Raw genomic sequence first — 26,865 nt, forward strand, 5'->3', positions numbered from 1 at the left:
GCAACCAGTTTTATCTGAGAATCGGCCATGATCCTAAGGCCTGTTTTTCCGGATCTCCGGTACTGCGACGTCTGCGCGGAAAGCTTCCTGCTGCGTACCGTCTATCATTCTTGTTATCGTGGGTTCCATTTTTGAGAGAAAGGGCTGGGGGTAGATACCCATAAGGAATATCATAACGGCAAGAGGAATCATAAGGGCTATCTCTCTGGGATTAAGGTCTTTAAGCCCTGTGTTTATTTTCTTTACTATAGGTCCGAACATTACCCTCTGGTAAGCCCAGAGCATGTAAATGGCTCCGAGTACAAGCCCCGTGGCTCCAAGTGCCGCGTACAAATAACTCTCTGCGAACACTCCAAGCAGAATCAGAAATTCCCCTATAAAACCGTTTAGAAGAGGAAGTCCTATCGAGGAGAGCATGGCAATCATGAAAAACAGTGCGTAAATCGGCATTACCTTCGCAAGCCCACCGAACTCAGAAATCATTTTAGTGTGACGTCTTTCGTATATCATTCCGACGAGAATAAAAAGAGCACCGGTTGAGAGACCGTGACCTATCATCTGGTAGACTCCGCCCTGTACACCGTGGAGATTGTAGATGAACACGCCCAGCATTATAAGTCCCATGTGACTTACGCTTGAGTAGGCGACCAGCTTCTTGAGATCCGTCTGCATGAAGGCCACCATCGCTCCGTAGATTATCCCGATGATGGAGAGGGCTATTAGAACCCCTGTGTATGCTTCTATCGCCTCCGGGAAAAACGGGATAAGAAATCTTATCACTGCGTAGGTTCCCATCTTAAGCAGAACGCCGGCAAGTATTACGCTCCCGGGCGTGGGGGCTTCAACGTGCGCGTCGGGAAGCCAGGTGTGAAATGGAAACATCGGAACCTTGATTGCGAAGGCCAGGAAAAAAGCCAGAAACACAAGCCCCTGGGGACTCAGTATCCCGTCAAAAGCAAGACTGGTCCTTTGGAGGTCGAAAAGATTCATTGACGCAAAGCCGAACTGGTCTATGTGGGCGTAGTACATGTAGATGATCGCAACCAGCATAAGTCCGCTTCCAAGCGCCGTGTAGATGAAGAACTTTATTGCCGCGTAAATTCTTCTGGAGGACCCCCAGATTCCTATGATGAAATACATTGGGATCAGTACCGCTTCCCAGAATATAAAGAAAAGAATCATGTCGAGCGCGACAAAGGTCCCGATAAGCGCTGATTCAAGAAAAAGAGTAAGGCTGAGAAATGCTCTCCATCCGCCTTTTATCGCGTTCCAGGAACAAAGGACCGTGATGGGGAAAAGGAAGGTCGTTAGAAGCACAAGCAAAAGGCTGAGACCGTCGACTCCCAGATGATAAGACACCCCAAGCTCTGTCAGCCAAGGAATCTTCTCCTCAAACTGCATTGTGGAAAGCGAACCGTTAAAGCGGAAAAAAAGAGGAAGGGATATCAGGAATTCTACCAGCGTTATTACAAACGCAACTGCCTTTAACTGGTAATCGGAAACCTTCTGAAAATACGGCAGAACCGCGAGCACGACAGCTCCCAGAAGGGGGAAAAATACGAGCAGGGACAAAATGTTGTTATCGAGACTCACGTTCAGGCGGACCGAAGCAAAAAGAATAAAATCGCCGTAATTATACTTTCATAAAATTTTGTTCACAACCGCGCACGTGAAAAAATTCAAATTCCTGCGACAGGTCCTGAAAAAAACTATTGATTACTGAAAGAAATACAGATGACGAAAAAGCAGAAGAGCGGAAAATATTTGGTTATCTTCCGCTCTTCTGATCCGCGAATAACTTAAGAATACGCTTTAGCTGTTATCTCCATTACCTCTATATTGCTCTGTTTTCCTACTGGTCCGGGAACCAATATTGCAAGATCGACTCCAGCTGCGAAATGCTCCTCAAGCTTTGCCTTGCAGTCATCGGGTGTACCGGCAAGTGCTACTGAATCTATCAGTTCGTCTGTGAACACTTCGGCCGGATTTGCTCCGTCCTGCACCTGGTCGATTATATCTCCGAATCCTATGTTTCTTATGAGTCTCTGGTAAAAAGGAAACCTGGCGTATGGACCGAGCCCTCTTTTGGCTGCGGCGACGGCCGCGGCTCCATCATCCGAGACAAAGGACGGAATGCCGTTTGTAATTGATATAGCTGAGGGATCCCTTTCCGCTTTCGCGGCGCCCGCAGCGACATGTTCTTTTAAGGTAGCTATATAGGCGGGAGGACAAAGATACGGCATAATGCCATCGGCAACCTCTCCAGCAAGCTCCGCGGCAGCTTTTGTAAGGCCGGCTATGTGGACCGGGAGATCGGGCACTTTTCTTTTAAGAGAAAGCCTTGGAGACGTTCCGTCGGCAAACGCCCTCACTTCCCCGACATAGTTTCTCATGGCCTCAATCGGGTTTCCCATGTCTATGTCGTATCTGTTGTTGACGGGTTTATGGCTCACTCCGAGTCCGAGAATCATTCTTCCGTCCGTTATTTCCTGTATAGTAAGCGCTGTCGCGGTAGCAACTACCGGTTGACGCATGTATATGTTAGCTATCCACGTTCCAACGTTTACCCTCTCCGTGCACTCGGCGAATACCTGAGCGTTCGTTATGGCGTTGTATGGCGGTACTTCCGGAGAGAAAATACCGTCAAAACCTGCTTCTTCCGTGATCTTCGCGAGCTCTCTGAGATCGCTTACGCTGCATCCCCAAACCGGTGAAGTCGTTGCAATTTTTCCCATTCTAGCCTCCTTAAGTCTTTTTCAGTACTGGTTCACCACGTCTCTGTAGTAATCTGGACGAAGGAAAGCTTCGTCTCTTGTCTTTAACACTTCTTTTATCTCTTCAAGAACTCTGTTTTTTTCTTCAGGGAATTTCGCCCTGACGGGAAGATAATTTGATATGTGATTCGAGTAGAAATAGCCGTCGGAAAGCTCCGTATTCTCAACAATAGTCTCAAGCTCCTCTATCATTTGGAACTTGTCCGGAAGTTCAAAGAGACCCTCCTGCCATTGCTGGTAAATCGGTGCCCCGGGACGAAGCTGGAGAGAAAGAGCCCCGACGTATTCCGGGTCACACTCGGTAAGAAGCTTCCCGGTAGCCAAAGCGTGTTCCCTGCTCCTGTCCTTCCCGCCGATGCCGAGAAGCACCATGACCGAATTCATTATCCCGGAGGCTTTCAGTTTTCTTGAGGCTTCAACTGTCTCGGCAAAATTCGCTCCCTTCTCTATTCTCTCAAGAACCACATCGTCTCCGCTCTCAAAACCTATGTAGACCATGCTGAGGCCGTTTTCCCGGAGACGTGTGAGGTCTTCAACTGATTTTCTGAGTATGTCCCCTATGTTTGCGTACATGGTGATCCTTTCAATATCCGGGGCTTTCTCATAGAGATAGTTCATTATCTCCATCAGCTTAGCCGTGGAGAGTACAAGTGCGTTGCCGTCTGCAATGAAAACTCTTCGTTCAAGCAACCCGCTCTGCGCCGCGGCATCAATAATTTCTTTTATTTCCCCCATAGGCCTTACCCTGAACTTCTGGGTTTCCTTTCTGTACATGGCGCAGTAGGTGCACTTGTTATGGGAACAGCCGATTGTGGCCTGCAGAATGAAACTTTTATGCTCGCTTGGAGGGCGGAAAAAAGGCGTTACATATTCAGTCATTACAGTAGAAATCTAACAAAATTTCAGAGTCTCTTCAATAAAACTTTGCAATGGCAGAAAGCATAGGTTATCCTTGCGCCGTAATGTTTGATCTCGAACCGCACGAAAAAGAAGGGTTTCACTATATCCTTGGCGTACCGTTGCTTATAGGGCTTATAATGGTCATCGCCTTTCTGACGCACATCATCCTCACTCCTTAGCCCGTACCCCAACGGATTATCCGCAGCACAAGTTCGCGGATTTCGATTTCTACTCCCGTACTGTCCCGCAAGAGATATTCCCCGTCTTCTGTCTCTTCCCAAGTTGCCCCGAGAAGTTTTAAGTTCTTCTTTTGGCTTTGGGAGTCAGAATCAATTTTTCTCCCGACAAATGTAACGGCGTTTCCGTCCCCGCAAAAGACCATTACCAGCTTTGAAGTTCCGAAAAGGAGCAGAAAACCTCGAGTTTCTTCATCAGCATCAAAAACCGCGTGCATAAAGCCCCGAGGCGGAGCAACCACGCTGATTGCGTCTCGGCCATATTCTTTGTTTAAAGATTCCACGCAGGTCTCGAAGCTGCGACAGAGAAAATCCGAGGCCTTCTCCGCTTTTCCGCATGTTTTATCCGAGTCGGCCGAGACTTTCTCCTTTTCGTAGAACTCGGCAATCCATGGCTGTTTTTTTGTTTCCACGGTGTATTACCCTAATAACTTTTCGCTTCCTACCTGGGGTCTACAGATGAAGAGCCTTATCGTTTTAAACATTGAAAAATCGGCAAATCGGCAAGCTTTCTCCCACTCTTCGCCGAAAATGCTTCAAATTCTTTGCTCGATGTAATAATATATGCTTCAAGGGGGACAAAAGATAGACAGAATCCATGGAAACACCTCAGGCCTCACCAGAAGCGACCTGAAGAACCTGCTCAGAATATACAAGAGAAAAATCCCTCAAGACCATCTGGTCACCCTTGAATTTACGCGCACCCTCTTAGCCTTTTCGAAGGAACTCCGAAAAACCATAACGACATTTATCGACCGTAAGGGAAAGATAAGGTTCGTATTCATCGGAGAACCTTGCGATTTTCCTTTTGAAAATCTACTTGGAAGGATGAGAAGAGCTAAATACAGGCTCAGGGGATTTCGCGCCGTAAGAACTAACCTCAAGGGGTCTGGTCTCACGAATTCTGATCTGGCGACCCTGGCAAATGAAAGACTCGATCTGGTAGCTTCTGTCTCTTTAGGTCAGAACGGCTCAGCGGGGCGCTTTGAGTATGCGAACCTTGTCCCACCAGACGGAGAAAACCATGCGAAGTGGGAAATCTCGAAGTTTTCTGACGTAGGTCGCATAAACATTAACCTTGAACAAGAGATAGCCGCCATAGAACAGTCCCTAAGGAGCGCTTTTCTCAAGAACGGGGGCAAGGAAAACAGGGAAGGAGTCATACTTGTGGGGTTTAGCACCAAGTTTCGCTACCTTGCTGAAAAATCCTTGGAGGAGCTTAATTCCCTGGCTCTTTCCGCGGAAAAAGTAGTGCTCGACAAGATGGTCCAGATAAGAAAGAACGTTGATCCTCGTTACCTGGTCGGCAGAGGAAAACTCAGGGAGATCGCTCTTCACGCCAAGCACCTTGGGGCCGACACCATAATTTTCGACACGGAACTTACCCCCACCCAGGCAAACGCTATCGGGGAAGAGTCCAGTCTTGATATAATGGACCGAAGCCAGCTGATAATACAGATATTCGCGAAACACGCCAAGACAAACGAAGGAAAAATCCAGGCAAGGCTTGCAGAATTCCAGTACAATCTGCCGAGACTTAAAGGCAAGGGGACGGCTTTTTCCCAGCTGGGGGGTGGAATAGGCACGAGAGGTCCCGGAGAGAAAAAACTTGAGCAGGAAAGAAGAAACATAAGAAAACAGATTGAACAGCTAGAAAAGCAGATTGACGGCCTTTGCAGAAGAAGGGAACACACGAGAAAGAACAGGAGAACCTCAATGATCCCGACCCTGTCTTTTATCGGGTACACGAATGTCGGCAAATCCACGCTTTTTAACCGCCTGACCAAATCCTCAATAGTTACCCAGGACAAGCTCTTCTCGACCCTTAACCCGACGACAAGAAGGGTCATGCTTCCCGGAGGAAAGCATGTGCTCATGACAGACACCGTGGGCTTTATAAGCAAGCTTCCCAAGGAACTCATAAATGCGTTCAGGGCAACGCTTGAAGAAATAGGCGAAGCCGACCTGCTGCTTCATGTAGCTGATGCGAGTGATCCCGAAGTCAGGGACAAAATAGATTCGGTAATTAAGATCGTAGAATCCATGGAGTTCGAAGACATACCAAGCATTCTCGTGTTTAATAAGGTTGATCAGGCCGATGCAGACACACAAGCCGCTCTTCGCGAGACATTTCCTGAAACTCCGTTTGTATCAGCCAGAAACGGAAGAGATTTCAAAGAGTTACTTCTCTATTTAGAGAAATTCGTTGAAGAAACTGATGCGGATGCCAAACTTCGGAATTCTAACTTGGAAAAAGAACTGAAAGGCAGTTTCCCGCCTCCTCTGCTGCATAGTTCCCTTTAGTTTCCCAAGGGCTTTAGCAGTCTTGTTCGTAAAAGCAATAAAACAAAAAGGGAGTGACCGTTCGCACGAACACCCCCTTTTTGTTTTTTACTTCCGTGACCTTACCAAGGCTTAGACTTGTCGTCCACTCCATCTAGATTCTGGAGCCACTTTGTATGGTCATAAATTGCAGCGTTGAAAGTAAGAGCCAGAGTGGCGATTATAATACCAACATCGCTGTTCTTGGTCTGCTCGGCTCTTTTCTTTATCTTGTCATGAATCGGATCTGGAATATTGAACGTTATTTCTGCCATTACCAAAACCTCCTTGTTTATTTTTGATAAGAACTAGTCGGCATCCCCAATGCCTTTTTCTTCCCTGTACTTCTGGATCTCCTCCCGCTTTACGGTCGGTTTGAGGGTAAAGCCCGAGGGGTCAGCGGATGCGCCCGCGACCGAAGCCTGGACTGCATCGGCACTGAGGGGTGCAGGTTTCTTGTCTCCCGCAAGATCCCCAAGCTGGGACTCTTCAAGCTGCCAGTCCGTAAGCCACTCGTCTCCGAGACCGAAACGCCTGGTGAGCTTGTTTATCTCCTCGAGTCTTCCGGGAAGAGGTCCTGCCGGCTGAAGCATGTTCAGATCCTCTAGAAGCTTTACTACCTCGGGGTCTCTCGGGAAAGCGTTTCCGACCTGCTTTTCGAAGAACATTGTTCCAAACGGGGGCCGGCTTCTTGCTCCGCCGCCGTCCATGCTTTCTGCGGGATAACCGACGGTCATAAGCCAGCTGAAAACGTAAGTGTCTGGAAGATTGAACTTTGCTTTCGTGTTCCTCCTGGCTCCACCGCTGGCACCGTTAAGACAGGTCCCGAGACCCAAGGACGTCGCAACAAGACAGGCGTTCTGTATCGCATTTCCAAGATCGATCGCAGCAAGACGGTGCAGTACCGCATCGGGAAGCATTGCGGCAAGCGGGAACAGCCTGGATACCCTGTCATATTCCCAGCCGTGCGCCTTATCGAGTGCTCCAGTTCTTAGAAGGTCGTGGATAGACTGACCCATTGTGTCGTAGTTGGCCATGTCATAACACCAGAAGATAAGCACGGGGGCCATCTGCGTTGTGATCTGACTCCAGTCGGATATAAACTCCCATATTTCGGGATCTTCATCCCTGTATACAACTATTGCTCTTTGCCCATTGAAGTTGCCTGCCGTAGGAGAAAGCCGGGCAGCTTCCAGCATGGCCTGAACCTTCCATTTCTCAACGGACTTATGCGGCTCATACCACCTGATGGACCTTCTTGTTCCTATGGAACTGAAAGTGTCCATGATACTACCAACTTCGCTGGCACTTGGTACATCACTCATATTAATAACCTCCTATCTGGGTATTTTTTGTTCAGAATAAAGCTGAAACTGCATAACATCTCCGAACATCATACCACTAAATCGCAGAAATTTCATCATCAAAAATCAAAATTCCTTAAATTTTACAATGCGGATAGTTTGGTATACATTTATCGCCGAAATTATAGCGCAAGCAGGAGGAGTTATTAATGAGAGACGTATACATAATAGGAGTGGGAAACACCGCCTGCGGAAGATTTCCCGATAAACCGGCTCACATTCTCGCAAGAGAAGCCGCATGGGCCGCGATACAGGATTCGGGAATTCACGCGCGAAAGATAGAAATCGCCTTTTGCGGCCATGTCTACCAAGGCATGGGAGTCGGGCAGAGAGCGCTTAAGGATATAGGACTTGTCGGACAGCCCACCATAAATGTGGAGGGTGCCTGCGGAAGCGGAACCCTTTCCCTGTGGGAAGCCTGGAGAACCGTGGCCTACGGTCAGTACGACATAGCGCTCGCTCTGGGCGTTGAGAATCTGAGCAGAATTCTCTCCGGTGGTCCCCTGCCCCTCGAGGAAGATGACCTTGAGGTATCCATAGGTATGGGAATGCCCGGGCTCTACGCCATAAGAGCTTCAAAGTACATGAGCGAATACGGGGTCACGATTGAACAGCTGGCCGAAGTCGTCGTAAAAAGCCGCTACCATGCTTCGCTCAATCCTCTTGCCCAGTACAGAAAGACTACAACCGTGGAAGAAGTGCTGGGTGCGCCGGTGATCGCCGACCCGCTTACGCGTAACATGTGCTGTCCCGTTGGAGACGCAGCCGCGGCCGCGGTGCTGTGTTCCGAGGAGCATGTCGGAGAGCTTGCTAAAAAGATGCCGATAAAGATCCTGGGATGCGTCGCGCAGTCGGGCAAATACAGCAGCCCCACAGGCCTTACCTGCGATCCTTCGGAGAACGTCTGGAGAACCTCCCAGATGGCTTACGAGATGGCGGGACTGGGGCCCGAAGACATGGACGTAGCCGAAATTCACGATGCTTTCTCAATAGCGGAAATGATGGTTGTCGAATCTCTCGGTTTTTGCGAGAAGGGAGAGGGAGCAACTCTCATAGACGAAAAAAGCACATGGGTCGGAGGCGACAAAGTCGCGGTTAACCCGAGTGGCGGCCTGCTTTCACGGGGACATCCGGTCGGAGCTACGGGACTTCTTCAGACTGCCGAGATCGTAAGGCAGCTGAGAGAGGAAGTCGAGCCGGAGCGCCAGGTAAAAGATGCAAAAGTCGGCATCATCGAGACCATGGGAGGCGCCCAGCCCGCCATGGACGGAATTACCTGCGTCGTGAGCATCCTCGGGAAATAAAGCAGATACGCTTTAATCAGCGTTCCTTGCAATTCACCGTTTTTTTCTGTGCAGCCAATCTGTGCGTGCGGTGTTTTAACCGCACTCAGAGGGCTATTGCGCGATCTTTTCTTGCTCCCTTTCCCCGCCCGTTTTCAATTTCGGGCAATTCCTTGATTCCGCACAAAGAAGAATTATTTTGTGTCTGAGATGATTTCACCTGAAAAATTCACATTGAAGGCTCAGGAAGCCATTCTGGAGGCACAAAACGCGGCTAGCGACGGCGGAAATCAGGTGATTGACCTGCCCCATCTGTTCGCGGCCCTTGTAAGTCAGCCCGGGATGCCGACCAAGATTCTGGAGCGACTGGAATCCGACCCCCGGGAACTTGCGCGGACGGCCGCCGAGCAGATATCCAAGCTTCCCAAGGTAAAAGGGGCATCTGACCAGATATACATGAGCAGGGAACTTGATTCTGCCATCCGGTCGGCCGACAAGGAAGCGCACCATCTTGGAGACGCGTACGTGAGCACTGAACATCTTCTGATTGGAGTTGTTTCTCACGCCTCCGGGGCTCTGGGAACCGGATTTTCAGAATCAGGGATGACTAAGGAAGGGATCTTAAGAGTACTGAAAGAACTGAGAGGTAACCAGACAGTGAACACGCAGAATCCTGAAGACACCATGGAACCGCTTCGCCAGTACGGAAAGGACTTCACCGAACTTGCCCGAAGCGGGAAGGTAGACCCGGTAATAGGAAGGGATGACGAGATAAGGAACGTGATACGGGTGCTCCTTCGAAGAACGAAGAACAACCCTGTACTCATAGGGGAACCCGGAGTGGGGAAAACCGCCATAGTCGAAGGGCTCGCCCAGCGTATAGTTGACTCCGATGTTCCCGAGGGACTTAAGGACAAAAAATTGATTTCCCTAGATCTGGGATCCCTGCTTGCAGGAGCAAAGTACAGGGGACAGTTCGAGGAGAGACTCAAGGCTGTACTGAAGGAAGTCACGGAATCCCAAGGGGAGATAATTCTTTTCATAGACGAGATACACACCGTAGTTGGAGCCGGAGCAGCCGATGGGGCGATGGACGCGTCAAACATGCTAAAGCCGGCCCTTGCGCGTGGAGAACTTCACTGTATAGGTGCGACCACTCTTGATGAATACAGAAATCAGATAGAAAAGGACGCAGCCCTTGAGCGGAGGTTTCAGCAGGTCTACGTCGATGAACCCTCCGTTGAGGAAACCGTATCGATCCTAAGGGGTCTTAAGGAAAAGTACGAGGTTCACCACGGGGTAAAAATTAAGGACGAAGCCCTTGTTGCCGCCTCCCAGCTTTCAAACAGGTATATCTCCGGGCGGTTTCTGCCTGACAAGGCCGTTGACCTGATGGACGAGGCTTCGGCGCGGCTCAAAATGGAAATTGACTCTGTGCCGACGGATATAGACGAGATAAAAAGGAAGATAATGCGCCTTGAGATAGAAAGGGAGGGATTCAGAAAAGAGCAAGATCCTGAACTTCTGGGAAAGGTTAAAGAGATTGAAAAAGATCTCTCAGGACTGAAAGAGGAAGCGGAGATACTTGAAGCGCACTGGCAGAAAGAAAAAGACTGCATATCGAGGATAAGAAAGACCAAGGAGGAAATAGAAACCGGAAGAATGGATGCGGAGAGAGCACAGAGAGAGGGAGATCTCTCCCGCGCATCGGAATTTCTTTACGGCAGAATCCCGGAGCTTGAAAAGGATATGGAGAACCTCGGTGTGGAGCTCTCCGAAATACAGAGCCAGAGGAAAATGCTTCGCGAGGAAGTGAGTGCCGAGGATATAGCCGCGGTTGTGTCGAAATGGACGGGAATACCAGTATCAAGCCTGGTTGAAGAGGAGGTCGAGAAACTCGTTCACATGGAAGAAAGACTCTCGAAGCGGGTGGTGGGACAGCCGGAGCCCATAAGACTGGTCTCAAATGCGCTTCGCAGGTCAAGGGCCGGGCTCTCCGATCCGAAAAGGCCGATAAGCTCGTTCATGTTTCTCGGGCCCACGGGGGTCGGGAAGACCGAACTTGCCAGATCACTTGCCGAATTCATGTTTGATGATGAAGACGCGATCGTACGGATTGACATGAGCGAGTATATGGAGAAGCACTCGGTATCAAGACTGATCGGAGCCCCTCCCGGATATGTCGGATACGAGGAAGGAGGACAGCTCTCGGAAACCGTGAGGAGACGACCCTACTCCGTGGTGCTTTTTGACGAAATAGAAAAAGCGCACTCCGATGTGTTTAACCTGCTTCTTCAGATTCTTGACGACGGAAGACTCACCGACGGACAGGGAAGAACCGTTGATTTCCGCAACACCGTAATAATAATGACCTCAAACCTGGGGAGCCAGCACATACAGGAGTCGTCAGGAGACAGCGAGGAAATGGAAAATAAGATAAACGAGATGCTCAGAAATTATTTTCGTCCCGAGTTTCTAAACAGAATTGACGAAGTTGTCATATTCAGCGCCCTAACAAGAACAGACCTCATTGAGATAGCCGAGATCCAGATTGGGTACCTGAGAGAGAGGCTTGCAGAGAAAAATCTCGCCATAGAACTCTCCGAGAAAGCCGTTACAAGACTGGTTGATATTGGTTACGATCCCGTTTTCGGGGCAAGGCCCCTTAAACGCGCCGTACAGAAATATATACAGGACCCGCTTGCAAACGAGATATTGAAAGGAAATTTCAAGGGTTCGGTCACGGTAAAAGTGGATCTGGACAAAGAAGGAAACTTCACCTTCGGAAGAAGCAACTAAGTGTTGGCGGACTTTTAAGTTACCGCTTCTATGGCTTCGGAGCGGGAATGAAGCACCGACATGATCCGGTCAAAGCACGTGATCTCGAATATTTCTCTCATAGGTTTGGACAGGGAGCACACCGCGAATTTCGATTTGATGTCCTGCTGCCTTTTGGCGACAAGCAGGATCGAGCGCAGTCCCGTGCTGTTGATGTAGGTCAGCCCTTTGAGGTCCAGAACTATAGGGACTTCCTGCCCCTGGATTTCCTGGAATATCGCGTTGTGAAATTCCCGTCCACTCAGGCCTTTGATCTCGCCGGATATGCTTATTATCAGAGCTCCTTTGAGCTGATCGACCTCGATTTTAACTTCTGAGTGGCTCATTTTAAGTGCTTCTCTATACTATTCAGACGCTGCAGTATTATCTTGAATTTGCTCTACAGGGAAAATTCATTAAGCCCATGCTCACATCTTATCACACTTTTGGGCGGTGAAGCATATAAACCCGAAAATTTCCGTCCCGGGGTTCTTCTTCTTATCTCTGTTCAGCTAAAAGAGCAGCAATTTCTCCTGAGACTTCTTCTACCATAATGCTTATTCTCTCACCGGAGTTTCTATTCTTTATCTCCACCTTGCCCTCTTTCAGGCTTCTTTGCCCGATAGTGACCTGAATCGGGATTCCGAGCAGATCCGAGTCTTTGAATTTCACACCAGCGGTCTCCGCTCTGTCATCAATAAGAACATCTACTCCATCGTGGAGAAGCGCTGAATATACTTTTTCCGCTACGTCCCTCACATCCTGCTGTTTCATGTTTATCGGAAGCACGGAAACTTCAAACGGAGCTATGGGGACGGGAAATTTTATTCCGTACTCATCGTTATTCTGTTCTATCGCTGCTGCTACCGTCCTTCCTATCCCGATTCCGTAACAACCCATAACAAGCGGTTTTTCCACTCCGTTCTCATCTACGTAGGTGGCTCCCATGGCTTCGCTGTACTTGGTTCCCAGCTTAAAAACATGACCGACTTCGATGCCTCTTGACGCCTTCAGAACTCCGTTTTCAGAAACCGGGCACGGGTCCCCTTCCCTTGCCACCCTTATGTCCGCATAGGAGTCGGCTTCAAAGTCCCGCCCGGGGTTAACGCCGGTTATGTGATAGTCGCCTTTGTTGGCTCCCGTTACGGCGTTTTTCATATTGCGAACGGATTTGTCCGCAATCACCCTCACGTTCTTTCTCTTAAGTCCCACGGGTCCGCTGAATCCGAGCGGCCCTCCTGAAACTTCCAGAATTGTCTGCGGATCAGCAAGTTCTGCAACGTCACATCCGAGAAAATTTCGAAGCTTGGTTAGACTGAGCTCTGCGTCTCCCCTTACGAGCGCAACGGCCGGTTCTGTTTCGGTATGCACTATAAGAGTCTTTATCAGTTTTTCCGGACCGACTTTTAAAAGCTGCGCCACATCCTCAACCGTCTTAAGGCCCGGGGTATGGACCTCGGAGACCTCTTCAAGTCCGGAGGTTGTTCTTGCCCCTTCCCTTTCGTCTTCTGAGATGCCAATTTTTGCGAGTTCCAGATTGGCGGCGTAATCTGCCTCCGTGGAACTCATTATTACGTCTTCCCCGGTGTCGGCAGTCACCATGAACTCATGTGAGAAACTTCCGCCGATGTTTCCTGAATCGGCGGCAACCACGCTGAACGCGAGCCCGCATCTTTCAAATATACGTACATAAGCGTCGTACATTGCCTGGTAGGAACGATCCGCTCCCTCATCCGAAACGTCGAAGCTGTAGGCATCTTTCATTATGAATTCACGTGCCCTCATAACCCCAAAGCGGGGACGGATTTCATCCCTGAATTTCGTCTGTATCTGGTAAAAATTAACGGGAAGCTGTTTGTAGGAACGAATCTCCTTCCTGACTATGTCCGTTATTATTTCCTCGTGCGTGGGCCCTAGACAGAAATCCCGCTCGGCTCGGTCCTTGAAGCGAAGCAGCTCCTTTCCGTAGTAATCCCATCTGGCGCTTTCGATCCAAGGTTCAGCCGGAAGCACTGCGGGCATGAGGAGTTCTATGGCTCCTGCCCTGTTCATTTCTTCCCGCACTATGTTTTCGACTTTTCTTATGGACCTGAGTCCCAAAGGAAGGTAGTTGTAGATCCCGGCCGCAAGCTTTCTTATCATGCCTGCTCTTACCATAAGCTTGTGACTTACGATCTCGGCATCCGAAGGATCTTCCTTGACCGTGGGTATGAAATAGGAAGAAAACCTCATTCGTTTTTCTCCTTTAAAGTGATTTGAACTCAGCTGGAAAACAATTTTGTGTTTGCGGGGTTTTCAGTTCAGTTAACGTAATTTCTCTCTATTTCCTTGACAAGCTCCCCGACCAAATCGGCTTCTCTGAAAGATTTTATCAGTTTTCCGTCCCGATAAAGCATTCCCTTGCCCCTTCCCCCCGCTATCCCTATATCGGCTTCCGCGGCCTCGCCCGGCCCGTTAACAACGCAACCCAGTATGGCGACTTTAACCGGTCTTGGAAGGTTAAAACCGGAAACACCTTGCTCAACTTCAGAAACCAGCTTCTCAAGATCTATTTCAAGTCGCCCGCATCCCGGACACGAGATAAGTTCAATTCCGTTGTTCCTGATTCCAAGGGACCTCAGTATGTTCATTCCGACAACTATCTCCTCCACCGGGTCACCTGTTAAGGACACCCTTATCGTGTCACCTATCCCTTCAGCCAGAAGCGCTCCTATTCCTATGGCGGATTTCACCGTCCCCATTCCCGGGGTCCCCGCCTCGGTAACTCCGAGATGGAGCGGATATTCGGTCTTGTCCGCGAGCATTCTGTATGCGGTAATCATTTTCCTCACGTCGGTGGACTTGACTGAAATCTTTATGTCGAGAAAATCAAGGTCCTCGAGTATGCCGACATGCCTCATTGCGCTCTCAACCAAGGCCTCGGCCGTTGGGTGTTTGTGCTTTTTGAGTATGTCTTTTTCAAGAGAGCCTGAATTCACGCCTATTCTTATGGGAACTCTTCTTTCCTTGCAGGCGTCAACCACGGCCTTTATTCTGTACCTGGCGCCGATGTTTCCGGGATTTATTCTCATCCCGTCGACTCCCTGTCTTATTGATTCAAGGGCCAGTCTGTAATCAAAGTGTATGTCTGAGACAAGGGGAATTCTTATCTCTTTTCTTATCGCTCCCAGAGCCTTTGCGGCATCCATGTCGGGAACGGCGACCCTGACGATGTCACAACCCGCTTTCTCAAGTCTTTTTATCTGGGAAACCGTTGACGCAACGTCTCTCGTATCGGTAATAGTCATTGACTGAACCGAAACGGGAGCTCCCCCGCCTATTTTTACGTCGCCGATTGATATCTGCCGGGATTGCCTCATAACTTGCGGAAAATGCTATTGAATAGTTATTATAGTGTCAAGAAAGCGCAAGGCTGAATGTATGTTTCAAGTACTTTCTTGGCTCGGCTAATACCCCGGAGTCTTTATTTCTTCTGAAGAGTTCGGCAAAGTATAAGAAGTAATCTAAGCGGCATAGAGGAAAGCCGACTCAATAAGTTTTTCATAGTCATTAATAAAGAGGAAATCAGGAGGCGAGAATCATGGGGATAAAAAAGATAATTCAGATAGACAGGGGCGGTTCCTCCAAGGATAAAAGCTCCGTGTCTTTTACCAAGATTGAAAAGAAGAAAAAACCCGAAAACAGCAACGAAATAACGGAAGAGACAGTCTACGGCGCTCTTAAGGATGTGTACGACCCCGAACTTCCCGTGAGCATAGTAGATCTCGGACTTATTTACGACACCAAAATCTCCGGGCGCAACGTTCAAATCAAGATGACCCTTACCACCCCAGGGTGCGCCATGGGGGCACATATAGCAGGCCAAGCTGAAATGGCCCTTAAAAGCGCGGGAGCCGATAACGTTCTTATAGAGGTGATATGGGATCCTCCCTGGAACCCCGACATGATATCCGAGGAAGGAAAAAAGAAACTGGGTATCTCTTAGGGGGAACTTTCCGCGTGGAACTAAACAGAGAACGGATAATAAAAGTTCTTAAGGGTGTTAACTATCCGGGATTTAACCGGGACATAGTGTCCTTCGGTCTCGTAAAAGACATTCTCGTGGAAGATTCGAAGGTGACCCTCTCCATAGTACTTCCCAAGCCCGACCAGAAACTTCAGTCCACAATCGAGGAAGAAGTCCGAAAAGCCATTTTCGGCATACCCGGAGTTGAAGACCTCTCGATGAAGATCGGCTCGCGACCACAGAAGCAGATAACTGCCGATGCGGGTAGTGAAAAAAGCAAGCTTCCCGATATAAAGTACTACATAGCCGTCGCAAGCGGCAAAGGAGGGGTCGGCAAGTCAACAATAGCGACCAATCTCTCCCTGGCAATATCAAAAAAAAGACAGAAAGTCGGGCTTATGGATGCCGATATTTGGGGACCGAGCGCTCCCTTGATGATGGGAATAAGCGAAAAACCCCGCGCAACCGCCGATGATAAGATCGTTCCCATAGAGAAATTCGGCCTTAAGGTAATGTCTATCGGTTTTCTCGTGAACGAGGAGGACGCTGTTATATGGAGAGGTCCCATGGTACACGGAGCGATAAAGCAGTTTATCGAGGACGTTGAGTGGAGCGGAACGGATTACTTGGTAATTGACCTTCCTCCAGGCACCGGGGATGCCCAGCTTTCTCTGGCGCAGACGGCCCCGATAAGCGGAGGGGTGATAGTAACCACTCCGCAGGACGTAGCTCTAGTGGACGTAAGAAGAGGGATACTGATGTTTAACAAACTGAATATTCCCATTCTTGGTATAGTGGAGAACATGAGCTATCTCGATATGCCCGATGTAAACGGCAAGATAGACATATTCGGCAGGGGTGGAGGAAGACGTATGGCAGAGAAGTTTGAAGTTCCGTTTCTTGGAGAAATCCCAATCGATCCGCGGATAAGAATCGGTGGGGATAACGGAACCCCCATTGTGGAGTCTGATCCGCAAAGTGCAGCCGGAAAGGCCTTTTTTGAGATTGCAGACAGGATACTCGAATCCATAGAGAACTGACTGACAAATTTAACCACCCTGGCTAGCTTTCAGGAAGTTACCAATTAGTTGTCATCAGGAATACAGGTAGTTTTTCAATCAGGTGTATGAAGACTATGATTGCGGAATGAAAGCAATTAACTGTTTGCCAGCACCGAGCTCATCAGTGCTTCCCGGGAAGTGTGTTTTGGACGGAACCCGGTCTCTCGTGTCAGCTTCTCGTTGCTGGCCACCCACGGCCATCTTGCGTACTCGATCCCGCACGCGGGAGAATCTCTTTGCAGTCGCAGCATCCATGTTACCCACGTGATGACCGCGAGAAGCGGCGCTGGAAGGATAATCGCGCGTCTACCCGCAATGCTTGCAATCTCGCTATAGGCAACGGTTCCCTCTCCCGTGATGTTGAACACCCCGGAGGCAGGCTTCAGCAGGCACAGCTCAAAGGCGTCTAGCAGGTCGTCCAGATGGATGAACTGCATCTGCGGGTCCGCACCGAGAACGCGGACGCTCGCCAGTCTGAAAAAGACCTCAGTAACGAAGTTCTCGCATTGGGGCGCCATTACTGTGCACCCCCGCAGTATGGTGACGCGGGAGTTGGGATTGTTCATTGCGAATGTTTTCAGCTTGAGTTCCGCTGCGGCCTTGTTCTCAGCGTACTGGAAGCCTCGGACGGGCCTGACGGGTGATTCTTCGGTATACGGCTCCTCAGTCCCGGAACGGGCGCCGTACACAGTGGTGCTGCTGAGGTAGACAAGGTGTTTTATGCCGGCAGCCCAGCAGTCATGTATCACCTGGGCCGTACCGCTGACATTCACCCTGTGCGCTGCCTTGCGGTCATGTCCGGGCTGCAAGAGAAAGGCCAAGTGGACAACCGCGTCAACCCGGTACTTTCGAAGAATGTCCGCAGTCGACTCCCGGATGTCCTTCTGGAATGCCGTGACTTTCGGATAGGATATGTCTAGCGGGAGACAGTCAAGCGCTATAACTCTGTCCACATGGTCTGATTGTGCTAGTCTCTTCACCAGCCTTGAGCCGATGAACCCGGCCGCGCCCGTCACGGCGACAGTTTTCTTCTTGCTCATGAAATCCTCGTATTTTCTCGTCTATCTTCCGTTTCGTGGTCTACTGCTCGAATGTAGTCCGGCACGGTAGTCAAAAAAGGTACCTCCCGCGGGCAGCCAAGTATATAACCCCCTAATCAATTTCTTTTAATCTCAAGTAGTATTATAATGAGCATGAGAAAATCGGAGTTTTTACCTTCATGAGCGCGGAAAAAGATCTTTACGCGGTGCTCGGCGTACCGCGAAACGCGACGCAGGACCAGATAAAGAAAGCGTACAGAGACCTCGCGAGGAAACACCACCCCGACATGAATCAGGGGGACAAAAGATCCGAGGAGAAGTTCAAGGAAATTCAGCACGCTTACGAAACCCTCTCCGACCCCGAGAAGAAAAAAACCTACGACATGTTCGGAACAAGCAGTTTCGGTGGACAGAGAACAGGCGGAGGAAATTACAGGCAGTATTCACGGGGATTTCCTGACATAGATGAAATCTTTAAAGATATCTTTTCGCAGGGAGGAGGGGCTTACGGTATGGGTGGAGCGAGGGGAAGTTTCGGAGATGTTTTTGATTTCAGTAACGTGCGACAGCAGCCGAGAAGACCGAAAAACATTCAGCATACTTTAACCCTTGGTTTTGAAACCGCGGTAAAAGGTGGGGAAAAAGAGCTTCTGGTTAAGTCGCCCGAGGGCGGAACCAAGAAAATAACAGTCAAGATTCCGGCCGGGGTGAAAACCGGGTCCAAGGTAAGATTGCCGGGCAAGGGAGAGCAAATAAACTCCATGGCCGGAGACCTCATTCTCGAAATAAAGGTCTTGTCCCATCCGGTTTTTAGAAGAGAAAACGACGATATATATATTGATCTTCCGCTAACAGTCTATGAGGCGGCCCTGGGAACGCTGATCGACGTGCCGACCATAGAAAGTCCTGTAAAACTTACTATCCCTCCCGGCGTGGGAAGCGGCACGAAAATGAGGCTCAGAGAAAAGGGAGTGAAAAATCCCAAGACCGGCGAACGGGGAGATCAATTCGTAGTTATTCAGATAGCAATGCCGGAGGAATCCAGCGAGGATATGAAGAAACTCATGGACGAGATTAAAGAGAAATATCCCTACGACCCTAGAAAAAAACTCCTCCAGTATCTATAATTGATCCAACGGCGTTAAGAACTTACCTGTAAGGAGAGTGGTTTATCGTGAGCGGTGAAAAAGAAGAATTAGAGATGGACTTTTCGGGCTTTATTCTCTCATTAAACGCCTCGGCCCTCATTCATCTGGGTGAAATTCCCGATCCCCACTCAAAAAAAAGAGAAGTTAACATTCCGGCCGCCAAGCACACCATAACCATACTTGAGATACTTGCGGAAAAAACCGAAGGGAATCTGACTGAAGAGGAAAAGCAGCTTCTTGACGACATGATTTACAATATTCGCATGAAATACGTAAAGTCCCTGAGCTGATTCCCCCTTCTACATGGTTGAGAGCCTAAGAAACTCTGCGTATCTTTGCTCTATCTCCTCTTTCCGTAGCGAGCCCAGACGTCTTACGCTGAAATCCTCAACCGTAAAGGAAGCCAGCACACTCCCGTAGGCAACCCCTTTTTTGAAACCGGCAAAGTCAAGGTCCTTACCTCGAGATGCTACGTAGCCCATGAATCCCCCGGCAAAAGTATCTCCCGCTCCCGTCGGGTCAAGCACTTGCTCAAGCATGTAACTGGGGGCGAAAAACAGGTCCTCTCGAGAAAAAAGCAAGGCCCCGTACTCTCCTCTTTTCACAATCAGAAATTCCGGTCCCATGTCCATTATCTTTCTCGCCGCTCTGACCATTAATGGTTCTTCGGATAGCTGTCTTGCTTCAGAATCGTTTATTATGAGAATGTTGACTCTGCCGAGGAGTGTCTTCAGTTCCTGCAGTTTGTTGTCTATCCAGAAGTTCATGGTGTCGCAGGCCACAATTCGGGGTGAGCTTACCTGCTCAAGGACCTTCAACTGGATCTCAGGATCCGTGTTGGCCAAGAAAAGATAGTCGGCATTTCTGGATTTCTCGGGAACCACGGGGTCAAGTGATCCCAGAACACCAAGGGTGACGGAGACAGTTTCCGGATCTTTCATATCATAGTCGTATCTTCCTTCCCATCTGAAGGTTTCTCCGTCACTGCTGACCGTTACTCCCTCCGTATCAATGCCCCTTGAGCGAAGCAGCTCGGAATGAGCCTGGGGAAAATCCTCTCCAACGGAGGAAACCATATGAACATCCGTAAAATTACGGGCCGCCAGAGAGAAATAACAGGCAGACCCGCCGAGAACGTTTTCTTCTCTTCCAAAAGGTGTTTCTATGGTGTCAATTCCTACTGACCCTACAACGACGATGCTCATTGAGACCTCTACATGTATTTTTTCACGATAAGTTCAAATCTGTGGGAATTATATACTTGACTAACCATCTGGCTGTCTCGCATCAATTTCACGGGTCGTCGGAGTCTGTTTACTACCAGAACACTCCTCGCCGTGCAGTTGCGCCATTCCCAGACGCCTTATGTTAATCGTAGCGTTCGTGTCCGCATTGGACATAAACCCGCAACTCACACACAGGAACCGCTGTTGAGTTTTGCGGTTCTCTCTATCCACGTGCCCACAATGCGAACACGTCTGACTTGTATATGCGGGATTTACTTCTATCAGTCTCCCGCATTTGTACTCCAAGTTTCTTCTTACCTCTCCCAAGGCGGTATCCAGCATTGCCCTGTTAAGCCCCGCCTTCTGCCTTACGTTCTTCCCCGGGTTCTCTATCGTGCCTTTTGCCGAGGCTGTCATGTTATTTACCTTCAGGTTTTCCACGACTACCGTCCCGGATTTTCCGGCAATCTTCTGGGTAGTGTGATGAACCCAGTTCTTGCGGACGTTGGCGATATTTCTGCTTACCTTCGCAAGTTTCTTCTTCGTGTCCCTACGCCTGCCAGAACCCTTGAGCTGTCTCGCCATTCTTCGCTGATACCGCTTCCGCCTTGCTTCCTTCTTCTTCAGGTCGGGTAGGAAGTAGAAATCCCCGTCAGAAGTGGCGATTTGCCGGACATTCATGTCAACGCCCAGAACCTCGCCATCATCAGGTCTCCGCTCCACCTCTACCTCATAGGAAACAAACGCTCTCCACCTGTGTCCGTCATGGCGAAGTCTAATCTGCTTCGGTATGCCCTCATAAGGAAAACCTCCCTCTCGGGTCAGAGTTACCCAGCCAACTCCCTGAATACGCAGCAGACTGTACTTCCTGCTGCGTTTCTCTATCCTGAACTGCCCCGTGCTGGGGAGCGTGAAGCCTGGAGCATGACGATTTTTGCTGTGAGGCTTGGGAAAGCCTTTCCTGCCCGCCATTGCTTCTCCAAGTGCGTCAGCGAAATACTTGAGCGTATGTTTTACAGGGTTGGCGGGAAGTTCCCCCAGCCACTCCGTCTCATGCCTTAGCTTGGTGAACTCCACCCCGAGACTGAAATAACTGGTCTGCGGTCTCTCACCCTTGCCGTTCTTAAACGCCTGATAGTCGGCAAGGTTCCTCTCCCTGAAATGATTCCACACGTACCGGCAAGCCCCGGCTATCTGGAACATCTTTCTCGCCTTCGCCCTCGTGGTTGGAAGAACAACAAACTCTACTGTGCGTATCTCCTTAGTCATTTTTGTCGCAGATTAGTCAAATATATAATTCCAAATCTATTCTTTGTCTCTTCAGTTATGCAGTCCGGGGACGTTATTATAGAGTGACCCAGGGCGCCCCCGCAAGGACACTCCCTTTCATCGGGGATAGTGCCAGCTACGGCGGCCACTATTTTTTTTGCGGCTTCAACGTTTTTATTCATGATTTCGATTATGTCCGAGACCGTAACGTCGTCATGATCTTCGTTCCAACAGTCATAATCAGTGCAGAGGGCTATCACGGAATAGCAGATCCCGGCTTCCCTGGCAAGTTTCGCTTCCGGCATCGCGGTCATTCCTATTATGTCCGCTCCCCATTCTCTGTACAGATGGCTCTCCGCCTTGGTGGAGAACTGAGGGCCTTCAATACAAACATAGGTTCCTCCCGAGTGGACCGTCTCACCGCAGCCAAGCGATGCTTCCCGCAGACAATCCGACAGCACGGAACACACAGGGTCGGCCATTGAAACGTGGGCTACTATGCCACCTTCAAAAAAGGTGGAAGGCCTGCGTTTAGTGTTATCGATGAACTGATCGGGTATCACTATGTGTCCCGGCTCTATTTCCTCTTTTAAGCTCCCCACGGCGCTTACAGATATAATCCGCTCGACTCCCATGGCCTTCATCGCGTATATGTTCGCCCGGAAATTTATCTCAGACGGGGATATTGTGTGTCCTGTCCCGTGTCTTGGAAGGAAAACCATCTGCACGCTACCGAGGGTTCCCGTAAGCAAGCTTGAGGAGGGGTCGCCCCATGGAGTCTCCATGGAAACGGTTTTAACGTCCGAAAGCCCTTCCATTTCGTAAAGACCGCTTCCGCCCATTATTCCTATAGTTTTCAAACTTCCGTCTCCATCTGCCGGGATGTCGGCTTCGCGACGATAATCACCCTTTTCTCACCTGAAAAAGGCAGTTCAAGCTCTTTTGTCAAAAGAAGTTCCATATATTCCGGATACCGGTTCGCGTAATCTTCCCATTCCTTCTTTCCCCGGGGTCCTTTCATTATAACCATCTCCCCTTCTATATCTAGATAAGAAGTACCGAGAGCCACGACAGTGCCGACGCTCCCAAGAGCCCGGAACGTCACCCGGTCAAAACCCCCTCTCATCCCTCTATCTACTTCCTCGGCTCTCCCATGGTGAATATCAATACCGTTGAGTCCGAGAGATCTTTTCACGTCCTTTAAAAAGGCAACCTTCTTTCCAACCGACTCAAGAAGCGTAACGTTAAGGGACGGGTCGTGGATAGAAAGCGGAATTCCGGGAAAACCGGCCCCCGTTCCTATGTCAATCACCCTTGAGCCGGGGGGCATGAATTCAGCCACTGTAAGGGAATCAATCAGGTGCTTGATTATGATTTCTCGGTCAGTGAGAACCGAACTCAGGTTTATGCGCCTGCCCCACTTGCGTAGCAGGTCAACATAAGAGAGGAAAAGATCGGTCCTGATGTTTTCAATACCTATTTGGTCTGCGCCTTCTATAAGAAGTCGTTCGTTAGTCATTTTGATTCGCGAGCGTCAACATCGCTTATTCCCTTGAAGGCGAAGGTAAGGAATCCTGTGTGTGCCACGGTTCTGTTATCTGGGCGGGTCTTCCCCTTTTTCACCTGATAGTTCCTCATTATAAGCTCTACCGTTTCGATTCTCACAAAACCCGTTTCCTCAAGCGATTCCGCAGTTCTTTCCACCTGGTTGTATGTTGGGGAAATGCTCGCGATTCTCCCTCCGGAGGCAAGAGCCTCGTAAGCCGCCGGAATTCCATACCATGGAGAAGGGAGATCAAGTATCGCGACATCGACATCTTTTTCCTTAAAACCTTCCCTGGCATCGCCACAGTTAAATTCCACGTATTCAGAAAGCCCCGCCCGTCGTACGTTATCTTTGGCATTATTCATGAACTGTTCTCTTTTCTCGTACGTATAGACTTTTCCGGAAGGGGCCACCGAATTCGCAAGCGCGATGGTAAGAGCTCCTGAGCCGGTTGCGGCTTCAACAACCCTGGCTCCCGCTCTCACGTCTGTTTTAAAGAGAATCAAGGCCGCATCCTTGGGATAAACGATCTGCGTAGCCCTTCTCACCTTCATAATCTTCTGTTCCACAGTAGGGTTAAGAAGTACAAAATCGTTTCCAAGGCTTGAGACTATCGTTTCTCCCCATTCTTTTCCCAGCGCGGTGGAGAGGTCGAGTATCCCCATGTGAGAACTGAACGACTTGCCCTCTTCTACCACCACCATGAAGCTCTTGTTGTCGGGTGAAACGAGGAGAATGGTATCGCCGGATTTTATTTTCATGAAAGACGTTTCACCCTCCCTGCACTTATAAAATATTTATAGGTAAAGATAATGCACCCCGCAAACATGAACATTCCCGTTATCGAATACATGTTCGAAAAACCGTAATCTCGCGCTATGAGTCCGAGAGCGAAGGCAAAAAAGTTTATCCCAATGCTAAAAGACATGTTAAACGCTCCCATCGCAGTTCCCCTTTCATCATCAAGAGCTCTGTCGATAATCATCGCGCTTATGGTGGGATAGAGAATTCCGTAACCCAGGCTGAAGACGAAAGAAACCAGAACAGCGCTCAAAGTAGAGTTTATGGAAAAAATCATCAGCAAGGACGACACCATGATAAGCATTGAAGGCAGGGCTATTTTCCTTCTCTCAACAATATCTGGAAGCTTTCCTCCCAGGATCCTGATTAATATGACGGTTACCGAATATGTAAGAAAAAAGCTCCACGCATGAATTCCGTTTTCCTCAAGAAAAACGGAGAAAAAATTAAGCATGCTTCCAAGCCCCACGGCAATTATAAGATTGACCAGCAGAAGCACACGGAACCTCTCGGAGAAAACAACGTCGAAAAATCCGCTGAAAATGGATTTCTCGGATACCCTGAAGTTCCCCTCCCGCGAAAGAAAACACAGAATAAAGGCAAGCAGGCTAAACAAGGAGGTATAGAGAAAGAAGGTCGAGTAGCTGAATCTTTCGATCACAATTTCTCCGATAGTAGGTCCGACCGAGTAAGAAGCTATTGTGAAGGCTCCAAAAATGCCGAGTCCGTAAGCTCTTATTTCACTGGGAACATAATCGGAGACCGCAGTAGCGGCTGAGGTGAAGAAAAAAGCGAAAGCAATTCCCTGCATGAGTCTCAGGAGAAATATCTTTACGTCAATATCCGATATAAAAATATAGAGAAAGGAAACCAAAAACATCAGAAAAGAGCCTGCAAGCATGAACCTTCTTCGCCCGTAGTGGTCTATCAGATAAGCTGCGAAGGGGATAGCTCCTATTGAAGTTATGCCAAAGGTGCCCATGACATAGCCTATGAGGGCCTCGTCACCCCCGATATCTTTTATGAAAAGCGGAAGCAGGAAAAAAGAGGAAAAATTGCAGAAAAAGAAAAAATTTCCCAAAGTGACGAGGGAAAAATCTCTGTACTTTTGTGCAAAAGACATCCTAAATGGTGACCCGAAAAAAGAAAGTGAGAAAGGGAGTTTACATGATTTTATACTTTCTATCAGGACAACTGTAATTTTTTGACATGAAAAGGGTCCGTGATATAATACGGCATCTTCTGAGCCGTTAGCTCAGCTGGTAGAGCAACTGCCTTTTAAGCAGTGGGTCACAGGTTCGAATCCTGTACGGCTCAATTCTTGCCGTCCCCGTCGTCTAGTCAGGCCTAGGACATCGGCCTTTCACGCCGGTAACAGGGGTTCAAATCCCCTCGGGGACGCCAGAAATAATCCCCGGCCTCAATTCGCTAGGTGTTTTCTATACTACGGAGTCAAGTCTTAACAAGAAGATGGGTTAAAACCGGCTTAAACTCTAGACATACTTTTCGTATTCTTTCTCGAAAAGCTCCGAAAGAGTACGAGCCTTGTGATCATATTCGTCCGGATCATCCCATGAAAGTCGAGGCTGTAGAAGAGTTGAATCAACTCCAGGGCAATCAACCGGCACGGAGAGGTCAAGTATAGGAACTTTGACAAACTCTCTGTCGTCAAGCAAACCGCTTACGGCTGCTGTAACAAGAGCTCTTGTGGATGGAAGAGGCATTCTCTTGCCGACCCCGAAAGGCCCGCCGGAAATTCCGGTATTTAGAAGCCATACGTTTACTTTGTGTTTTTCCATTCTCTCTTTCAGCATCGCTCCGTAGAACTTCGGGGGTCTTGGAAGAAAAGGAGACCCGAAACATGAGCTGAAAGTCGCCTGAGGTTTACTCACTCCCCTCTCGGTGCCGGCAACTTTCGCCGTGTAGCCCAGAAGGAAATAACGCATGGCTTGGTCGGAATCAAGCTTTGATATAGGGGGCAGGACTCCGAAAGCATCATAGGTAAGCATGAAAATACTTTTGGGAATACTGCCTATTCCTTCCGGAACAATATTTTCGAGCATATCAATCTGGTATGCCCCGCGGGTATTCTCCGTATACCTGTCGCTGTCAAAATCTATCTTTCCTGTTTCCGGATCAAGTTCGACATTTTCAAGAACCGAACCGAACTTAAGCGCTGCTTGATAAATCTCGGGTTCTGTAGTCGGGCTAAGCTTTATGGTCTTCGCATAACAGCCACCTTCGAAATTAAAAACCCCTTCATCAAACCAGCCATGTTCGTCATCTCCGATAAGCGCCCTTTCGGGATCAGCAGAAAGCGTGGTTTTCCCAGTTCCCGACAATCCGAAGAAAAGCGCCACATTTCCGTCCTTTCCGATGTTTGCCGAACAGTGCATTGGAAAAACGTTTCTTTCCGGCAGAAGAAAATTCATGGCGGCAAAAACGGATTTTTTCATTTCTCCCGCGTAGCGTGTACCACCGATAAGGGCAATTCTTCGGCTTAGGTTAAGAAATATAAAGGTTTCGCTGTTAAGACCGTATTTTTCTGGGTTGTCTGCCTTAAAACCCGGGGCTGAAATGACTGTAAAACCCACTTCCTTATGCGGAAGCTCAGAAACGCCGGGTCGTATGAAGAGATTATTTACGAAAAGATTGTGCCAGGCGAATTCATTAATCACCCTCACGTTTGTTCTGTAGTCCGGATGAGCGCAGACCTGCAGGTCTCTCACGAAAACGTCCTTCCCCTTGAAATAATCCATCACCTTCTCGTAAAAGTGATCAAATACCTCTGGTGATACGGGCTTGTTTACCGCTCCCCAGTCTATATTTTTTTCCGTGGAGGGCTCCTTTACCACAAATCTGTCCTTGGGGGATCTTCCAGTATGAGGGGAGGTGTAGCCTACAAAAGTTCCACTCTCGCCAATGTGTCCTTCGTTTCTCTTGATCGCCTCTTCGTAAAGCCTGGGAACGGAAAGGTTGTAGTATACTCCCGAAGGTTTCTTAAGCTGGTGTTTTTCTGAAAGCTCCTTTTCGATTGAAAAATTCTCGGACATGGTCGTTGCCTCCAAATTC

At 49.0% G+C, this 26,865-nt stretch carries 24 protein-coding genes and 2 tRNA genes; 9 read left to right on the forward strand and 17 right to left on the reverse strand.

The window, feature by feature from the left end; all coding sequences use genetic code 11:
- Positions 1-33: 33 nt before the first annotated feature.
- From F4Z13_05815 to F4Z13_05830, 4 genes are all read right to left on the reverse strand, one after another.
- Positions 34-1,620 carry an NADH-quinone oxidoreductase subunit M gene (locus tag F4Z13_05815; protein ID MXZ48748.1) on the reverse strand — a complete coding sequence of 529 codons (1,587 nt, stop codon included), beginning with the start codon at positions 1,618-1,620 and terminating at the stop codon, positions 34-36.
- Between the two features lie 179 nt (positions 1,621-1,799).
- Positions 1,800-2,735 carry an LLM class flavin-dependent oxidoreductase gene (locus tag F4Z13_05820; protein MXZ48749.1) on the reverse strand — a complete coding sequence of 312 codons (936 nt, stop codon included), beginning with the start codon at positions 2,733-2,735 and terminating at the stop codon, positions 1,800-1,802.
- A gap of 21 nt (positions 2,736-2,756) precedes the next feature.
- Positions 2,757-3,653 carry a radical SAM protein gene (locus F4Z13_05825; GenBank protein ID MXZ48750.1) on the reverse strand — a complete coding sequence of 299 codons (897 nt, stop codon included), beginning with the start codon at positions 3,651-3,653 and terminating at the stop codon, positions 2,757-2,759.
- A 196-nt stretch (positions 3,654-3,849) separates the two neighbouring features.
- A complete protein-coding gene (locus F4Z13_05830; protein ID MXZ48751.1) occupies positions 3,850-4,323 on the reverse strand; it encodes a hypothetical protein in 474 nt (157 codons plus the stop codon).
- A 151-nt stretch (positions 4,324-4,474) separates the two neighbouring features.
- On the opposite strand from F4Z13_05830, the gene hflX reads away from it, so the two are divergent.
- Complete coding sequence (gene hflX / locus F4Z13_05835; GenBank protein ID MXZ48752.1) at positions 4,475-6,214, forward strand: GTPase HflX; 1,740 nt, start codon at positions 4,475-4,477, stop codon at positions 6,212-6,214.
- Between the two features lie 101 nt (positions 6,215-6,315).
- Here the strand turns inward: hflX and F4Z13_05840 are convergent, their stop codons facing one another.
- Together F4Z13_05840 and F4Z13_05845 are read right to left on the reverse strand one after the other, a co-directional pair.
- The gene (locus F4Z13_05840) at positions 6,316-6,507 is read right to left on the reverse strand and encodes a hypothetical protein (protein MXZ48753.1); all 192 of its coding nucleotides are present in this window, start codon (positions 6,505-6,507) and stop codon (positions 6,316-6,318) included.
- 33 nt (positions 6,508-6,540) lie between these two features.
- Positions 6,541-7,557 (reverse strand): nitroreductase family protein, encoded by a 1,017-nt coding sequence (locus F4Z13_05845; GenBank protein ID MXZ48754.1) that lies wholly within the window; start codon positions 7,555-7,557, stop codon positions 6,541-6,543.
- A 188-nt stretch (positions 7,558-7,745) separates the two neighbouring features.
- On the opposite strand from F4Z13_05845, the gene F4Z13_05850 reads away from it, so the two are divergent.
- The gene (locus F4Z13_05850; GenBank protein MXZ48755.1) at positions 7,746-8,900 is read left to right on the forward strand and encodes a thiolase family protein; all 1,155 of its coding nucleotides are present in this window, start codon (positions 7,746-7,748) and stop codon (positions 8,898-8,900) included.
- 189 nt (positions 8,901-9,089) lie between these two features.
- The gene (gene clpB / locus F4Z13_05855; protein MXZ48756.1) at positions 9,090-11,678 is read left to right on the forward strand and encodes an ATP-dependent chaperone ClpB; all 2,589 of its coding nucleotides are present in this window, start codon (positions 9,090-9,092) and stop codon (positions 11,676-11,678) included.
- A gap of 14 nt (positions 11,679-11,692) precedes the next feature.
- Here the strand turns inward: clpB and F4Z13_05860 are convergent, their stop codons facing one another.
- From F4Z13_05860 to ispG, 3 genes are all read right to left on the reverse strand, one after another.
- Positions 11,693-12,043 (reverse strand): STAS domain-containing protein, encoded by a 351-nt coding sequence (locus tag F4Z13_05860; protein ID MXZ48757.1) that lies wholly within the window; start codon positions 12,041-12,043, stop codon positions 11,693-11,695.
- Between the two features lie 151 nt (positions 12,044-12,194).
- Positions 12,195-13,928, reverse strand: coding sequence for a proline--tRNA ligase (locus tag F4Z13_05865; protein ID MXZ48758.1), 1,734 nt, complete (start codon positions 13,926-13,928; stop codon positions 12,195-12,197).
- 68 nt (positions 13,929-13,996) lie between these two features.
- Positions 13,997-15,055: a flavodoxin-dependent (E)-4-hydroxy-3-methylbut-2-enyl-diphosphate synthase gene (gene ispG / locus F4Z13_05870; protein ID MXZ48759.1), complete on the reverse strand. Its 1,059-nt coding sequence runs from the start codon at positions 15,053-15,055 to the stop codon at positions 13,997-13,999.
- Between the two features lie 221 nt (positions 15,056-15,276).
- On the opposite strand from ispG, the gene F4Z13_05875 reads away from it, so the two are divergent.
- Positions 15,277-15,681: a metal-sulfur cluster assembly factor gene (locus F4Z13_05875; protein MXZ48760.1), complete on the forward strand. Its 405-nt coding sequence runs from the start codon at positions 15,277-15,279 to the stop codon at positions 15,679-15,681.
- The gene (locus F4Z13_05880; protein MXZ48761.1) at positions 15,615-16,742 is read left to right on the forward strand and encodes an Mrp/NBP35 family ATP-binding protein; all 1,128 of its coding nucleotides are present in this window, start codon (positions 15,615-15,617) and stop codon (positions 16,740-16,742) included. Before F4Z13_05875 ends, F4Z13_05880 begins: the two co-directional genes overlap by 67 nt.
- A 116-nt stretch (positions 16,743-16,858) precedes the next feature.
- Here the strand turns inward: F4Z13_05880 and F4Z13_05885 are convergent, their stop codons facing one another.
- Positions 16,859-17,803, reverse strand: a complete 945-nt coding sequence (locus tag F4Z13_05885; protein ID MXZ48762.1) for an NAD-dependent epimerase/dehydratase family protein — start codon at positions 17,801-17,803, stop codon at positions 16,859-16,861.
- Positions 17,804-17,982: 179 nt separating this feature from the next.
- On the opposite strand from F4Z13_05885, the gene F4Z13_05890 reads away from it, so the two are divergent.
- Both F4Z13_05890 and F4Z13_05895 read left to right on the forward strand, forming a co-directional pair.
- Positions 17,983-18,930 carry a J domain-containing protein gene (locus F4Z13_05890; GenBank protein ID MXZ48763.1) on the forward strand — a complete coding sequence of 316 codons (948 nt, stop codon included), beginning with the start codon at positions 17,983-17,985 and terminating at the stop codon, positions 18,928-18,930.
- A gap of 74 nt (positions 18,931-19,004) precedes the next feature.
- Positions 19,005-19,241 carry a DUF1844 domain-containing protein gene (locus tag F4Z13_05895; GenBank protein ID MXZ48764.1) on the forward strand — a complete coding sequence of 79 codons (237 nt, stop codon included), beginning with the start codon at positions 19,005-19,007 and terminating at the stop codon, positions 19,239-19,241.
- Between the two features lie 9 nt (positions 19,242-19,250).
- On the opposite strand, the gene F4Z13_05900 is transcribed toward F4Z13_05895, so the two are convergent.
- The 6 genes from F4Z13_05900 to F4Z13_05925 are packed head-to-tail and all read right to left on the reverse strand — an operon-like array spanning position 19,251 to position 24,916.
- Complete coding sequence (locus F4Z13_05900; protein ID MXZ48765.1) at positions 19,251-20,156, reverse strand: sugar kinase; 906 nt, start codon at positions 20,154-20,156, stop codon at positions 19,251-19,253.
- Positions 20,157-20,216: 60 nt separating this feature from the next.
- Positions 20,217-21,446, reverse strand: a complete 1,230-nt coding sequence (locus F4Z13_05905) for a transposase (GenBank protein ID MXZ48766.1) — start codon at positions 21,444-21,446, stop codon at positions 20,217-20,219.
- A complete protein-coding gene (gene mtnP / locus F4Z13_05910; protein ID MXZ48767.1) occupies positions 21,443-22,288 on the reverse strand; it encodes an S-methyl-5'-thioadenosine phosphorylase in 846 nt (281 codons plus the stop codon). The genes F4Z13_05905 and mtnP overlap by 4 nt, the downstream gene beginning before the upstream one ends.
- Before the next feature lie 14 nt (positions 22,289-22,302).
- The gene (gene rsmG, locus F4Z13_05915) at positions 22,303-22,965 is read right to left on the reverse strand and encodes a 16S rRNA (guanine(527)-N(7))-methyltransferase RsmG (GenBank protein MXZ48768.1); all 663 of its coding nucleotides are present in this window, start codon (positions 22,963-22,965) and stop codon (positions 22,303-22,305) included.
- Positions 22,962-23,753 (reverse strand): tRNA (adenine-N1)-methyltransferase, encoded by a 792-nt coding sequence (locus F4Z13_05920; protein MXZ48769.1) that lies wholly within the window; start codon positions 23,751-23,753, stop codon positions 22,962-22,964. The genes rsmG and F4Z13_05920 overlap by 4 nt, the downstream gene beginning before the upstream one ends.
- Positions 23,750-24,916: an MFS transporter gene (locus tag F4Z13_05925; protein ID MXZ48770.1), complete on the reverse strand. Its 1,167-nt coding sequence runs from the start codon at positions 24,914-24,916 to the stop codon at positions 23,750-23,752. The genes F4Z13_05920 and F4Z13_05925 overlap by 4 nt, the downstream gene beginning before the upstream one ends.
- Before the next feature lie 121 nt (positions 24,917-25,037).
- On the opposite strand from F4Z13_05925, the gene F4Z13_05930 reads away from it, so the two are divergent.
- Positions 25,038-25,110, forward strand: a tRNA-Lys gene (locus F4Z13_05930).
- Between the two features lie 9 nt (positions 25,111-25,119).
- Positions 25,120-25,197, forward strand: a tRNA-Glu gene (locus tag F4Z13_05935).
- 89 nt (positions 25,198-25,286) lie between these two features.
- Here F4Z13_05935 and pckA read toward each other — a convergent pair.
- Complete coding sequence (gene pckA / locus F4Z13_05940; GenBank protein MXZ48771.1) at positions 25,287-26,846, reverse strand: phosphoenolpyruvate carboxykinase (ATP); 1,560 nt, start codon at positions 26,844-26,846, stop codon at positions 25,287-25,289.
- Between the last annotated feature and the right edge of the window lie 19 nt (positions 26,847-26,865).

This window comes from Candidatus Dadabacteria bacterium, assembly GCA_009837205.1.
Lineage (GTDB): Bacteria > Desulfobacterota_D > UBA1144 > Nemesobacterales > Nemesobacteraceae > Nemesobacter.

What these genes read in the sequence shown, in the direction of transcription:
- F4Z13_05820 (MXZ48749.1), bottom strand. Translation starts at nt 2,735, where the DNA reads ATGGGAAAAATTGCAACGACTTCACCGGTTTGGGGATGCAGCGTAAGC.
- F4Z13_05825 (MXZ48750.1), bottom strand. Translation starts at nt 3,653, where the DNA reads ATGACTGAATATGTAACGCCTTTTTTCCGCCCTCCAAGCGAGCATAAA.
- hflX (MXZ48752.1), top strand. Translation starts at nt 4,475, where the DNA reads ATGCTTCAAGGGGGACAAAAGATAGACAGAATCCATGGAAACACCTCA.
- F4Z13_05840 (MXZ48753.1), bottom strand. Translation starts at nt 6,507, where the DNA reads ATGGCAGAAATAACGTTCAATATTCCAGATCCGATTCATGACAAGATA.
- F4Z13_05845 (MXZ48754.1), bottom strand. Translation starts at nt 7,557, where the DNA reads ATGAGTGATGTACCAAGTGCCAGCGAAGTTGGTAGTATCATGGACACT.
- F4Z13_05850 (MXZ48755.1), top strand. Translation starts at nt 7,746, where the DNA reads ATGAGAGACGTATACATAATAGGAGTGGGAAACACCGCCTGCGGAAGA.
- clpB (MXZ48756.1), top strand. Translation starts at nt 9,090, where the DNA reads ATGATTTCACCTGAAAAATTCACATTGAAGGCTCAGGAAGCCATTCTG.
- F4Z13_05860 (MXZ48757.1), bottom strand. Translation starts at nt 12,043, where the DNA reads ATGAGCCACTCAGAAGTTAAAATCGAGGTCGATCAGCTCAAAGGAGCT.
- F4Z13_05865 (MXZ48758.1), bottom strand. Translation starts at nt 13,928, where the DNA reads ATGAGGTTTTCTTCCTATTTCATACCCACGGTCAAGGAAGATCCTTCG.
- ispG (MXZ48759.1), bottom strand. Translation starts at nt 15,055, where the DNA reads ATGAGGCAATCCCGGCAGATATCAATCGGCGACGTAAAAATAGGCGGG.
- F4Z13_05875 (MXZ48760.1), top strand. Translation starts at nt 15,277, where the DNA reads ATGGGGATAAAAAAGATAATTCAGATAGACAGGGGCGGTTCCTCCAAG.
- F4Z13_05880 (MXZ48761.1), top strand. Translation starts at nt 15,615, where the DNA reads ATGGGATCCTCCCTGGAACCCCGACATGATATCCGAGGAAGGAAAAAA.
- F4Z13_05885 (MXZ48762.1), bottom strand. Translation starts at nt 17,803, where the DNA reads ATGAGCAAGAAGAAAACTGTCGCCGTGACGGGCGCGGCCGGGTTCATC.
- F4Z13_05890 (MXZ48763.1), top strand. Translation starts at nt 17,983, where the DNA reads ATGAGCGCGGAAAAAGATCTTTACGCGGTGCTCGGCGTACCGCGAAAC.
- F4Z13_05895 (MXZ48764.1), top strand. Translation starts at nt 19,005, where the DNA reads ATGGACTTTTCGGGCTTTATTCTCTCATTAAACGCCTCGGCCCTCATT.
- F4Z13_05900 (MXZ48765.1), bottom strand. Translation starts at nt 20,156, where the DNA reads ATGAGCATCGTCGTTGTAGGGTCAGTAGGAATTGACACCATAGAAACA.
- F4Z13_05905 (MXZ48766.1), bottom strand. Translation starts at nt 21,446, where the DNA reads ATGACTAAGGAGATACGCACAGTAGAGTTTGTTGTTCTTCCAACCACG.
- mtnP (MXZ48767.1), bottom strand. Translation starts at nt 22,288, where the DNA reads ATGGGCGGAAGCGGTCTTTACGAAATGGAAGGGCTTTCGGACGTTAAA.
- rsmG (MXZ48768.1), bottom strand. Translation starts at nt 22,965, where the DNA reads ATGACTAACGAACGACTTCTTATAGAAGGCGCAGACCAAATAGGTATT.
- F4Z13_05920 (MXZ48769.1), bottom strand. Translation starts at nt 23,753, where the DNA reads ATGAAAATAAAATCCGGCGATACCATTCTCCTCGTTTCACCCGACAAC.
- F4Z13_05925 (MXZ48770.1), bottom strand. Translation starts at nt 24,916, where the DNA reads ATGTCTTTTGCACAAAAGTACAGAGATTTTTCCCTCGTCACTTTGGGA.
- pckA (MXZ48771.1), bottom strand. Translation starts at nt 26,846, where the DNA reads ATGTCCGAGAATTTTTCAATCGAAAAGGAGCTTTCAGAAAAACACCAG.